This is a genomic window from Pseudomonas weihenstephanensis (assembly GCF_001043055.1).
GTDB classification, from domain to species: Bacteria; Pseudomonadota; Gammaproteobacteria; order Pseudomonadales; family Pseudomonadaceae; genus Aquipseudomonas; species Aquipseudomonas weihenstephanensis.
The window spans coordinates 117,788-129,908 of the sequence record NZ_JYLF01000008.1 but is presented as its reverse complement, the minus strand read 5'-3'; the positions used below and the strand labels follow the sequence as shown (position 1 = coordinate 129,908).

Below are 12,121 nucleotides of genomic sequence, written 5' to 3'. Positions count from 1 at the left end.
GCCGTCGTTGGGTGACATCGGTTTAACCACGCATCCACCTGTAGGCGCGAACTTGCTTCGCGCCTACAGGGACCTTGTTCAGGCGACCGTTTAAACGACTACACACCCGAGCGCTGTGACCATCGACGTCAGCGTCTCGTGTTCACCTTCAATGTGTACCGCCAGCCCTTCAATCTCGCGACGCACCGGGTAATGCTTGCGCAAGGCATCGAACGCCAGCTTTTGTTGCTCAACCGTACCGACCAGACTGCGGCGAAATTCAGCATCGTCACGACGCGGGTCATACACGCCCCGACACAACATGGCCAATGCCCAGTCCAGATCACTGTTGGCGCTGAGTTCAACCTTGGCCAACCACGGTGCTGGCAGCAAGTCCGCCAGGTGGACTTCAGGTGTTTGCCCCCACGCATCACACAACGCCTGATAAATCTGCGCCGTGCCGCGTTGCTTGCCGTCCAGGCTGTAACCCGCGATGTGCGGGGTCGCCAACACGCACAGCTCCGCCAATTCAACATCCACCTGCGGCTCACCTTCCCAGACATCCAGCACGGCTTGCAGGTCTTCACGCTCGGTCAACACCTGGCGCAGCGCTGCATTATCGACCACCGGTCCGCGGCTGGCATTAATCAGCCAGGTACCAGGCTTGAGTTGGTTCAAGCGTTGCGCGTTGAGCAAGTGCCAGGTCGCATCATTGCCGGATTTGATCAGCGGGGTGTGCAGGCTGAGCACGTCGCACTGCTCGATGATCTGCTCGAGGGTGACGTAATCGCCGCCTTCTGCTGCCTGACGCAGCGGGTCGCACACTTTGACGTTCCAGCCAAGTGCGCGCAGCACGTTGACCAGCCGCCCACCGACCTCACCCGCACCGATCACGCCATAGGTACGCTGCTTGAGGTCTACGCCTTCGATCTCCGCCAGCGTCAACAAACTGCCCAGCACGTAGTCCACGACCCCGCGCGCATTGCAGCCCGGCGCGCTGGCCCACTGAATACCGGCTTGTTCGAAGTAGTCCAGCGCCAAGTGATCGGTGCCAATGGTGCACGTGCCGACAAATCTCACCGCACTGCCTTCCAGCAGCTCGCGGTCGACGCGCGTCACTGAACGCACCAGCAACACATCGGCATCATGCACGTCGGCACGGGTGATTTGACGCCCCGGCAAACGGCGGATTTCACCGAATGAGGCAAAGAACGGTTCGATCAGCGGAATATTTTCATCAGCAACAATCAACATGGCAGGCTCCTTTGGCGGAGCAGCAGTGTAGGCGTTGTTGTACACAATGGGCCAGTGAGGTGTCGCGCGAGTTTCTTCAGCCTGCTTACAAAGCTGCTACAACTCGGCGGTTAGGGGCGCGTACAATCCCCGCCTTTGCGCGTTAAACACTGTGGATGCACGCTTGTGAATTCTGTTTCTCCTGATATTTGTGCCACTCGCATCAGCCGCCCTGCACGGGTACGTACCGAAGTACGCGCGCTGATGGCGCTGGCGTTTCCGATCATCATTTCCCAAGTGGCCACCACGGCGATGGGGTTTGTCGATGCGGTCATGGCTGGGCGAGTCGGCCCGCGCGATCTGGCGGCCGTGGCGCTGGGCAACTCGGTGTGGGTGCCGGTATTTCTGCTGATGTCTGGCATTTTGCTGGCCACCACGCCCAAAGTCGCTCAGCGTTTCGGCGCCAACAACCACCGTGACATCGGCCCTATCGTGCGCCAGGCCCTGTGGCTGGCCTTGATAACCGGCGTCTGCGCCGCCTTGATTCTGATCGCGGCCGAACCCTTGCTGCACTGGATGAAGGTCGCGCCTGACTTGATTGAACCGTGCATGGGCTATTTGCACGGGATTGCCAGCGGCATGCCCGCCGTGGCGATTTACTGCGTGCTGCGCGGGTTCAGTGACGGGCTGGGTAAAACCCGCCCGAGCATGGTGCTGGGCCTGTGTGCGCTGGCGCTGAACATCCCTCTCAACTACGTGTTCATCTATGGCCATTTGGGCGTACCGGCCATGGGTGGCGTCGGTTGCGGCTGGGCGACGGCCATTGTGATGTGGTTTATGGCGTTGGGCATGGTGGTGTGGACGTACCGTGGCGCGATCTATCAAACGAGCCAGGTGTACAGCCATTTCGAATGGCCCCAGTGGCCCATTCTTAAACGCTTGCTCAGCGTCGGCCTGCCCATTGGTATCGCCGTGTTTGCCGAGTCGAGCATTTTTGCGGTGATTGCGTTGTTGATTGGCAGCCTGGGCGCAACCGTGGTTTCTGGCCATCAAATTGCCCTTAACTTCAGCTCGCTGGTGTTCATGATCCCCTACTCATTGGGGATGGCGATCACCGTGCGCGTGGGTCAGGCGCTGGGCCGTGAGCAACCGCGTGAAGCCCGCTTTGTCGCAGGCGTAGGCATGGGCACCGCACTGGTGTGGGCGTGTATTTCCGCCAGTTTGATTCTGCTGCTGCGCGGGCCGATTGCCAGTATCTACACCGCCGATCCAATGGTGCTTGAAGTGGCTACCCTGCTGCTGGTGTTCGCAGCGCTGTATCAGTTTTCGGACGTGATTCAAGTGACCGCAGCCGGTGCCCTGCGCGGGTATCAAGACACGCGGGTGACGATGATCATGACCTTGTTCGCGTACTGGGGTGTGGGCTTGCCCGTGGGCTATGCGCTGGGCCTGACCGACTGGTTGGGCGAACCCAGCGGCCCGAGCGGGTTGTGGCAAGGCTTGATTGTCGGCCTGACCTGCGCGGCGTTAATGCTCAGCGTGCGACTGGTGAGCAGTGCCAAAAAACGCATTCGTGCGGCCCGCATCTAGCCTGGTTGGACACACGGTTTGCGTTGCAACCTTGCGCCGCCTGCGTCAGCGACTACGGGGTTTGTCTTGATCCCTGTAGTAGCTGGCGCAGGCGGCGGTCGGTTTTATCCCTGCTTTTTGCGGATCCAGTACAGGTACGTGCCCGCCTCTTCTTTTTGTTCCACCAGTTCGTGATCCAGAAACACACAAAACTTGGGGATGTCGCGTTTTGTCGAAGGGTCGGTGGCAATCACTTTCAACACACCACCCGGCACCAGGTCGCGGATGTGTTGATGCAACATCATCACCGGCTCCGGGCAGTTAAGGCCGCTGGCATCCAGCGTGCCGTCAACCGGCAGGTCAGCGCTACTCATCAGTCACTCCTTAATCAACGGGATTTAGGTTTTTTCACGTCCAGTCGACGCAAGTGGCAGGTCACTTCTTCGCGGTCGTGGTACAGCTGCTTGCAGCCAATTTCGACCGTGATGCCACGCGCCTTGAAGCCATCGGCGATGCGATCGAGCAAACGGCGCACTTCGGCATAGCGCTGCTTCATGGGCAACTTGAGGTTGACCACCGCTTCACGGCAGTGACCGTCGCCGATCCACTCTTCGAGCATTGCCGCATTGCGCGCAGGCTTTTCGACGATGTCGCAGACCATCCAGTCCACCGGCTGTTTAGGCTTGAAGGTAAAACCGTCAGCCATCAAATGCTGCACCAGCCCCGTGTCCATCAAGCTCTCGGCCATCGGGCCGTTGTCGATGGCCGTCACCAGCATGCCACGGTTGACCAACTGCCAGGTCCAACCGCCCGGTGCGGCGCCCAGGTCAACCCCGGTCATGTCGCTGTGCAGACGATCGTCCCACTGCTCACGGGGGATGAAGTGGTGCCAGGCTTCTTCAAGCTTCAAGGTCGAGCGACTTGGCGCCTCACGCGGGAACTTCAAGCGCGGGATGCCCATTGGCCACATCGCACTGTTGCCAGACTCGGCCAGCCCAAGGAACAGCTCGCGACCACTTTTAACCGTCAACAGCAAACGCGGTTTGCTGTCATCGTCTTCCACCAGCTTGCCGGCCTTGATCAGCGCCTTGCGCAGGTGAGCGTCAAACTTTTTACAGAAGTTGGACAGCTCTTTGCCGTCATTGGTATCGACCATTTCCAGCCACAGGCTGCCACACACCGCAAAATCGGCCATGTGTTCAAGGATCACACTGATACGGTCGGTTTCGGGCAACTCAATAAATTCACCCCGCGCCCACTGCCGCGGAAAAATCAGTTCGGCGAAACGCAAACCGCGCATCAGGCGTTCAGCGCCGCCCGCTTCGGTGCACACAAATTCGGCGCAGGCACTGGCAGGTTTGGCTTTGGCGTAACCGGACACATTGAGGCGCGCGGCATGCTCGGCGATTTCCGAGCAGACCTCACCTTCAAAACCTGGGCGGCAGTGCATAAAAACGGTGTTCATTGAATCACTCCTGAGCAGCGCGCGAGGATTAGCCCGCTGCACATCCTTGCTTTGGCGCAAGGACTGTCACAAAAAGGCCGGCATGATAACTGAGATTGGAACCTTGAACCTGCATAGACAGTCCAGTTATTAGCCAGTTTGATGAATCAGAGCTAGGTTAGAAGCTCAGTTTGTTCCACACGACCCGTACCGTGCGGGTCTAAAGGAGTCATTTCATGTCCTCCCTCGATAGCCTGAACACCCTCAGTACATTAAAAGTCGACGATAAGACTTATCACTACTTCAGCCTCCCGCTGGCCGCCAAAACACTCGGCGATCTCAGTCGCTTGCCGATGTCACTCAAGGTGCTGCTGGAGAACCTGCTGCGTTGGCAAGACAACAAGACCGTCACTGAAACCGACCTCAAGTCCCTGGCGGCGTGGCTTAAGGAGCGTCGCTCGGATCGCGAAATCCAATATCGCCCGGCCCGCGTACTGATGCAGGACTTCACCGGGGTGCCCGCCGTGGTCGATCTGGCGGCCATGCGTGCCGCGATGGCCAAGGCCGGTGGCGACCCGCAGCGCATCAACCCGCTGTCGCCAGTGGACCTGGTAATCGACCACTCCGTGATGGTCGACAAATTTGCCAGCCCCAGCGCCTTTGAACAGAACGTTGACATTGAAATGGAGCGTAACGGCGAACGTTATGCGTTCCTGCGCTGGGGCCAAAACGCGTTCGACAACTTCAGCGTCGTGCCACCGGGCACCGGGATTTGCCATCAGGTGAACCTGGAGTACCTGGGGCGAACGGTCTGGACCAAAGACGAAGACGGCCGCACCTATGCCTTTCCTGACACGCTGGTAGGCACCGATTCCCACACCACCATGATCAACGGCCTGGGCGTACTGGGCTGGGGCGTAGGCGGTATCGAGGCTGAAGCGGCGATGCTCGGCCAACCCGTGTCGATGCTGATCCCGGAAGTCGTGGGCTTCAAGCTCAGTGGCAAACTCAAAGAAGGCATCACTGCCACCGACCTGGTGCTGACGGTGACGCAAATGCTGCGCAGCAAAGGCGTGGTCGGCAAGTTTGTTGAGTTTTATGGCGACGGTCTCGCGGATTTACCGCTGGCCGACCGTGCGACGCTGGCCAACATGGCACCCGAATACGGTGCGACCTGCGGCTTTTTCCCAGTGGATCAAATCACTTTGGACTACCTGCGCCTGTCCGGGCGCCCCGACGCCACTGTGAAACTGGTCGAAGCCTATTGCAAGGCGCAGGGCCTGTGGCGTGAACCGGGTCAGGAACCGGTGTTCACCGACACATTGGCGCTGGACATGGCCACCGTCGAGGCCAGCCTGGCCGGGCCGAAACGCCCACAAGACCGCGTTTCGCTGCCCAACGTGGGCCAAGCGTTTAGTGATTTTCTGAGCCTGCAATTCAAACCCACCAACAAAGAAGAAGGCCGTCTGGAAAGTGAAGGCGGAGGCGGTGTCGCCGTGGGCAATGCCGACTTGGTGGGTGAAGCCGATTACGACTGGGAAGGTAAAACCTATCGCCTGAAAAACGGCGCCGTGGTGATTGCTGCGATTACCTCGTGCACCAATACCTCCAACCCGAGCGTGATGATGGCAGCGGGCCTGGTGGCCAAAAAGGCGGTCGAAAAAGGCCTGATGACTCAACCTTGGGTCAAAACCTCCCTCGCACCCGGCTCCAAAGTCGTCACCGACTACTACAAGGCGGCGGGCCTGACGCCTTATCTGGATCAACTGGGTTTTTCGCTGGTGGGTTACGGCTGTACCACCTGTATTGGCAACTCCGGCCCGTTGCCTGACCCCATTGAAAAAGCCATCACCCAAAACGATTTGACCGTGGCCTCCGTGCTGTCCGGCAACCGGAACTTTGAAGGACGGGTTCACCCGCTGGTCAAAACCAACTGGCTGGCCTCCCCGCCGCTGGTGGTTGCTTACGCCCTGGCGGGCAGCGTGCGCACGGACATCAGCAGTGAACCGCTGGGCATTGGCAAAGACGGCCAGCCGGTGTACCTGCGCGATATCTGGCCCAGCCAAAAAGAAATCGCCGACGCCGTGGCCAAGGTCAGTACCGCCATGTTCCACAAGGAATACGCCGAAGTGTTTGCGGGCGATGAGCAATGGCAAGCCATCGAAGTGCCACAGGCGGCCACTTACGTGTGGCAGGCGGACTCGACCTACATTCAGCACCCGCCGTTCTTCGATGACATCAGCGGACCCTTGCCGGTGATCAAGGACGTTGAAGGTGCTCGGGTGCTGGCATTGCTCGGCGATTCGGTGACCACCGACCACATCTCCCCGGCCGGCAATATCAAGGCCGACAGCCCCGCCGGGCATTACCTGCGCGAAAAAGGCGTCGAACCGCGAGACTTCAACTCTTACGGTTCGCGCCGTGGCAACCATGAAGTGATGATGCGCGGCACCTTTGCCAACATCCGCATTCGTAACGAAATGCTTGGCGGTGAAGAAGGCGGCAACACGATTTATATCCCGACCGGCGAAAAGCTGTCGATCTATGATGCGGCCATGCGCTATCAGGCCTCGGGCACGCCGCTGGTGGTGATTGCCGGTCAGGAATATGGCACCGGCTCCAGCCGCGACTGGGCCGCCAAAGGCACCAACCTGCTGGGCGTCAAAGCCGTGATTGCCGAAAGTTTTGAACGTATTCACCGCTCCAATCTGGTGGGCATGGGCGTGTTGCCCTTGCAGTTCAAGCTTGATCAAAATCGCAAAAGCCTGAACCTGACCGGCAAGGAAACCCTGGACATTCTGGGCCTGAGCGGCGCCGAGTTGCAGCCGCGCATGAACCTGACGCTGGTGATTACCCGTGAAAACGGCAGCAAAGAGCAGGTTGAGGTGTTGTGCCGCATCGACACCCTAAATGAGGTGGAGTACTTCAAGGCCGGAGGCATTTTGCACTATGTGCTGCGTCAATTAATTGCTTCCTGAAAACCGGAAGGCACTTACGACGTTTTTTGATAAATCCGTCTCAGCGTGATCGTTATAATTGCGCGCCCCGAACATGTGTCGGGGCGTCTTTTTTTCGACCACTCAAAGGATTTTCATGATTGCTCTGCCATGGCCTTATCTGGCACTTCTGACGCTGGGATACGGGTTTGCCTTGAGCTACGGCCAATGGGGTCTGCAAGCTGCGGGCGCAGGCTCATTACTGATCATTAGCGGGCTTGCAGCACTGCAAACCCGGCACCGTTACCTGCGTTATGCAGGGCACGGGCTGTTCGTATTGGTAGCGCTGGCCCTGGCCATGCACTGGCTGCCGGGGTTCCATAATGGCCGCGCCATCGCCCCTCAACGGCTGACCCCTGATGCCGTACCGTTCTCGATGTACCTCAACCTCGACAAACCCCTAATCGGCTTTTGGCTGCTGCTGGTGTGCCCGTGGATTGCCACGCGCCTCAACTGGCGTGCCTCCCTCGGCGCAACCCTGATGGGGCTTGCACTGGCAGTCACCGGCGCACTGGGCGCAGCGCTGTTACTGGGCATGATCAACTGGGCGCCAAAATGGCCGCCTCAAGGCTGGCTGTGGTTATTGAATAACCTGCTGCTGGTCACGCTGGTCGAAGAGGTGTTGTTTCGTGGCTATATACAAGGCGGCCTGAGTCGCTGGCTCAAACAGGTGCCTTATGGGCAAGCACTGGCGCTCTTGATCGCCAGCGCACTCTTTGGCCTGGCACATATTGCCGCAGGCTGGCAGTGGATGCTGTTGGCGGGAATCGCGGGGGTCGGCTATGGTTTGGCCTACCGTTTTGGGGGGCTCGGTGCGGCGATCGCCACCCATTTGGGGCTCAACGTGCTGCACTTTGTTTTTTTCACCTACCCGATGCTGATGCCATAGGCGTCAACCGGCCCTCGTAGTGGCGCTATGACAGCGCCCCGCGACTGAAATATTAATTAAACAATTCCCCCCATGGGCCGACACCCTGTCAAAGCCTTGCGGATTGAAACGACATGCGTAATAACCAGCCCATCACTCAACGCGAACGCACATTCCCCGCTCAACAACGGTTGATTTCCACGACCGATGCCAAAGGCGTCATTACCTATTGCAACGACGCCTTTGTCGAGATCAGCGGGTTTTCGCGTGAAGAGCTGATGCGCGCTCCGCACAACCTTGTGCGCCATCCCGACGTGCCGCCTGCGGTCTTCGACCACATGTGGACCACCCTGAAAAAGGGTTTGCCGTGGATGGGCATCGTCAAAAACCGCTGCAAGACGGGCGACCACTACTGGGTTAACGCCTACGTAACGCCGGTGTTCGACGGCGAACGCGTGGTGGGCTACGAGTCGGTACGCGTCAAACCGACCGCCGAACAAGTGCGTCGGGCCGAAGCCCTGTACTCGCGAATCAATCGTGGCAAAGCGGCCATCCCGCAGCGCGACAAGTGGCTGCCGGTCTTGCAAGACTGGCTGCCGTTTATTCTGGTTAGCCAGTTGAGCTTCATGATCGGCGCCCTGCTCACCTCCAGTTGGGGTTTTGCCCTGGCCGCCGTGTTGTCGATTCCGCTGGGCCTGCTGGGCCTGACCTGGCAGCAGCGCGGTATCAAGCGCTTGCTGCGTTTGGCCGAGCAAACCACGTCTGACCCGCTGATCGCGCAGATGTACACCGACAGCCGTGGCCCGCAAGCGCGTCTGGAAATGTCCATTCTGAGCCAGGAAGCGCGCCTCAAAACCTGCCTGACACGCCTGCAAGACACCGCCGAGCACTTGAGCGACCAGGCTCGTCAATCTGACGCGCTGGCGCACCAAAGCTCCACCGGGCTTGAACGTCAACGTATGGAAACCGAGCAAGTGGCCACGGCCGTCAACCAAATGGCGGCGACCACGCAAGAAGTCGCCAGCCACGTACAACGCACCGCTGACGCCACCCAGGAAGCCAATCGCCTGACCCGCCGCGGCCGTGACATTGCCGGTGAAACCCGCGAAGCCATCGAGCGCTTGTCGGTGGTGGTCGGCGAGACCGGTGCCACGGTGACGCAACTGGCCAAAGACAGTGACGAAATCGGCGGCGTCGTCGATGTGATCAAAGGCATTGCCGACCAGACCAACCTGCTGGCGCTGAACGCCGCCATCGAAGCCGCCCGGGCGGGTGAGATGGGCCGTGGCTTTGCGGTGGTCGCCGATGAAGTCCGCCAACTGGCGCAACGCACCAGCACCTCGACCGGGCAAATTCACAGCCTGATCGCCAAGCTGCAACAGACCGCCGCCAGCGCCGTGCAAACCATGGACGCCGGGCACCGTCAGGCTGAAGAAGGCGTGGCGCGGGTACTGGAAGCTGACGAGGCGTTAGTGGGCATTAGCGAAGCCGTGGCCAACATCACCGACATGACCACGCAAATCGCGGCCGCGACCGAAGAACAAAGTTCGGTCGCCGAAGAGATCAGCCGCAACATCAGCACCATTGCTGACCTGGCTGACCAAACCTCCGATCAGGCCCAACGCTCGGCACAACTGAGTGAAGAACTGACCCAGACCGTCAATGTGCAGTATTCGTTGGTGGAGCGGTTTAACCGCTAATCCTGAGACCGCTCGTCAGGCACTGCGCAGTGGCCGGTTTTACGATTGCTGCGCAACCGGACGCAGCCTCGCACTACTCGTCAGCCACTACAGGTTTTGCGTTCACATCGTTCGAGCGCCTACGCATGATTTATTGCTGTTGTATCAAATATGGCTGCGCAACCAGCTCGCAATATGATCCGCAGCCGCATTCAGGTGCTGCTCATGGGTGAAGCCCGAGGCCTTGAGCGGCTTGAGGTCGTGATCGCCCGCCACCAACCACATCACGTCAATGCGCGGTGACAGTGTGTAAGCCTCCACGGTTTCACGGTTGCCCAACGCATCCCGTTCACCCTGCACGATCAACGTCGGGGTTTTTAAATCGGCCAGATGCGCCACACGAGGCTTCTCGGGTTTACCCACGGCATAGAACGGATAGCCCAAACACACCAAGCCATCTGCGTGTAGCGCATCCGCCAGCAAACTGGCCATGCGCCCACCCATGGATTTGCCGCCAATGGCCAATGGCCCAGCGACATGCCGTCGCACCTCTTCATACACCTCGCTCCAGCACTCAAGCAGTTTGACCTGCTGATTGGGAGGCCTTTTGCCACCATCAAGCCTGCGCTGAGCCATGTACGGGAACTCGAAGCGCAGGACGCTGACCCCGCGAGCAGCAAGGCGTTCAGCCATTTCGCTCATCCACACGCTGTCCATCGGCGCGCCTGCGCCATGCGCCAGGATCAAGGTCGCAGCAGGGGTGATGGGTGCGCAGTTCCACAGCCAACCTCGCTGCTGCACGCGCTGCGCCCATTGATCCTTGTCAATACCGACATCACCCGCTACGCCCATGCTTGCCTCGCTTTTAGTCTGCTTATAACTCCAGGCGCGCGTTTGTACGCGCCTGATCCGTGGATGGGGAACCATGAACACTTCTACAAGTACCGCCTACAACTACAAGGTGGTCCGCCAATTTGCCATTATGACGGTGGTTTGGGGCATCGTCGGTATGGGGCTCGGCGTTTTTCTCGCCGCGCAGTTGGTCTGGCCAGAACTTAACTTCAATCTGCCTTGGACAAGTTTCGGGCGCCTGCGCCCTCTGCACACCAACGCCGTGATCTTCGCTTTCGGCGGCTGCGCACTGTTCGCATCGTCGTTCTACTCGGTGCAACGCACCTGCCAGGCGACCCTGTTCGCACCTAAAATCGCCGCGTTCACCTTTTGGGGTTGGCAGTTGGTGATTTTGCTGGCCGCGATCAGCCTGCCGCTCGGTTACACCAGTTCCAAGGAATACGCCGAGCTGGAATGGCCGATCGACATTCTGATCACCATCGTCTGGGTCGCCTATGCCATCGTGTTCTTCGGCACGATCATGAAGCGCAAGACCAAGCACATCTACGTGGGCAACTGGTTCTTCGGCGCGTTTATCGTGACCGTGGCGATTTTGCACATCGTTAACAACCTGGAAATCCCGGTCAGCTTCACCAAGTCCTACTCACTTTACGGTGGCGCCACTGACGCCATGGTGCAGTGGTGGTACGGCCACAACGCCGTAGGCTTTTTCCTGACTGCTGGCTTCCTGGGGATGATGTACTACTTCGTGCCGAAACAGGCCGAACGTCCGATCTACTCCTATCGCCTGTCTATCGTGCACTTCTGGGCGCTGATCACTCTCTATATCTGGGCCGGTCCGCACCACTTGCACTACACCGCACTGCCAGACTGGGCACAGTCGCTGGGCATGGTGATGTCACTGATTCTGCTGGCACCGAGCTGGGGCGGCATGATCAACGGCATGATGACCCTCTCGGGCGCCTGGCATAAGTTGCGCAGTGACCCGATCCTGCGCTTTTTGGTGGTGTCACTGGCGTTCTACGGCATGTCGACCTTCGAAGGCCCGATGATGGCAATCAAGACCGTCAACGCCCTCTCCCACTACACCGACTGGACCATTGGTCACGTACACGCCGGTGCGCTGGGCTGGGTAGCGATGATTTCGATTGGCGCCCTGTACCACATGATCCCGAAAATTTTCGGCCGCCCGCAGATGTACAGCCTGGGCTTGATCAACGCGCACTTCTGGCTGGCAACCATCGGCACCGTGCTGTACATCGCCTCGATGTGGGTCAACGGCATCGCTCAAGGCCTGATGTGGCGCGCAGTCAACGAAGACGGCACGCTGACTTACTCCTTCGTCGAAACCCTGGTGGCCAGCCACCCTGGCTTTGTGGTGCGACTGGTCGGTGGGGCGATTTTCCTCAGCGGCATGTTGCTGATGGCTTACAACACTTGGCGCACTGTGCGTAACGCCGAGCCCGCTGAAGTCGTAGCCGCCGCGCAGATGGCCTGAGGA

At 59.3% G+C, this 12,121-nt stretch carries 9 protein-coding genes; 5 read left to right on the top strand and 4 right to left on the bottom strand.

Features of this window, described 5'->3' with window-relative positions:
- Positions 1-90: 90 nt before the first annotated feature.
- Positions 91-1,233, bottom strand: a complete 1,143-nt coding sequence (gene pdxB, locus TU86_RS17860; protein ID WP_048365649.1) for a 4-phosphoerythronate dehydrogenase PdxB — start codon at positions 1,231-1,233, stop codon at positions 91-93.
- Between the two features lie 165 nt (positions 1,234-1,398).
- On the opposite strand from pdxB, the gene TU86_RS17855 reads away from it, so the two are divergent.
- Complete coding sequence (locus TU86_RS17855) at positions 1,399-2,802, top strand: MATE family efflux transporter (protein WP_048365648.1); 1,404 nt, start codon at positions 1,399-1,401, stop codon at positions 2,800-2,802.
- Between the two features lie 104 nt (positions 2,803-2,906).
- Here TU86_RS17855 and tusA read toward each other — a convergent pair whose 3' ends face one another.
- Complete coding sequence (gene tusA, locus TU86_RS17850) at positions 2,907-3,155, bottom strand: sulfurtransferase TusA (protein WP_048365647.1); 249 nt, start codon at positions 3,153-3,155, stop codon at positions 2,907-2,909.
- A gap of 14 nt (positions 3,156-3,169) precedes the next feature.
- Positions 3,170-4,246: a 23S rRNA (cytidine(2498)-2'-O)-methyltransferase RlmM gene (gene rlmM, locus TU86_RS17845; protein WP_048365646.1), complete on the bottom strand. Its 1,077-nt coding sequence runs from the start codon at positions 4,244-4,246 to the stop codon at positions 3,170-3,172.
- A gap of 215 nt (positions 4,247-4,461) precedes the next feature.
- Between rlmM and acnA the strand changes: the two genes are divergently transcribed.
- The 3 genes from acnA (at position 4,462) to TU86_RS17830 (ending at position 9,789) form a co-directional block, all read left to right on the top strand.
- Positions 4,462-7,203, top strand: a complete 2,742-nt coding sequence (gene acnA, locus TU86_RS17840) for an aconitate hydratase AcnA (RefSeq protein WP_048365645.1) — start codon at positions 4,462-4,464, stop codon at positions 7,201-7,203.
- Between the two features lie 115 nt (positions 7,204-7,318).
- Positions 7,319-8,110: a CPBP family intramembrane glutamic endopeptidase gene (locus TU86_RS17835; protein WP_048365644.1), complete on the top strand. Its 792-nt coding sequence runs from the start codon at positions 7,319-7,321 to the stop codon at positions 8,108-8,110.
- Between the two features lie 113 nt (positions 8,111-8,223).
- Positions 8,224-9,789 carry a methyl-accepting chemotaxis protein gene (locus TU86_RS17830; protein WP_048365643.1) on the top strand — a complete coding sequence of 522 codons (1,566 nt, stop codon included), beginning with the start codon at positions 8,224-8,226 and terminating at the stop codon, positions 9,787-9,789.
- Positions 9,790-9,933: 144 nt separating this feature from the next.
- Here the strand turns inward: TU86_RS17830 and TU86_RS17825 are convergent, their stop codons facing one another.
- Positions 9,934-10,620, bottom strand: a complete 687-nt coding sequence (locus tag TU86_RS17825; RefSeq protein WP_048365642.1) for an alpha/beta family hydrolase — start codon at positions 10,618-10,620, stop codon at positions 9,934-9,936.
- Positions 10,621-10,693: 73 nt separating this feature from the next.
- Here TU86_RS17825 and ccoN point away from each other — a divergent pair, with 73 nt between their 5' ends.
- Positions 10,694-12,118 carry a cytochrome-c oxidase, cbb3-type subunit I gene (gene ccoN / locus TU86_RS17820; protein ID WP_048365641.1) on the top strand — a complete coding sequence of 475 codons (1,425 nt, stop codon included), beginning with the start codon at positions 10,694-10,696 and terminating at the stop codon, positions 12,116-12,118.
- Positions 12,119-12,121: the final 3 nt, after the last annotated feature.

What these genes read in the sequence shown, in the direction of transcription:
- tusA (WP_048365647.1), bottom strand. Translation starts at nt 3,155, where the DNA reads ATGAGTAGCGCTGACCTGCCGGTTGACGGCACGCTGGATGCCAGCGGC.
- TU86_RS17825 (WP_048365642.1), bottom strand. Translation starts at nt 10,620, where the DNA reads ATGGGCGTAGCGGGTGATGTCGGTATTGACAAGGATCAATGGGCGCAG.
- TU86_RS17835 (WP_048365644.1), top strand. Translation starts at nt 7,319, where the DNA reads ATGATTGCTCTGCCATGGCCTTATCTGGCACTTCTGACGCTGGGATAC.
- rlmM (WP_048365646.1), bottom strand. Translation starts at nt 4,246, where the DNA reads ATGAACACCGTTTTTATGCACTGCCGCCCAGGTTTTGAAGGTGAGGTC.
- ccoN (WP_048365641.1), top strand. Translation starts at nt 10,694, where the DNA reads ATGAACACTTCTACAAGTACCGCCTACAACTACAAGGTGGTCCGCCAA.
- acnA (WP_048365645.1), top strand. Translation starts at nt 4,462, where the DNA reads ATGTCCTCCCTCGATAGCCTGAACACCCTCAGTACATTAAAAGTCGAC.
- pdxB (WP_048365649.1), bottom strand. Translation starts at nt 1,233, where the DNA reads ATGTTGATTGTTGCTGATGAAAATATTCCGCTGATCGAACCGTTCTTT.
- TU86_RS17830 (WP_048365643.1), top strand. Translation starts at nt 8,224, where the DNA reads ATGCGTAATAACCAGCCCATCACTCAACGCGAACGCACATTCCCCGCT.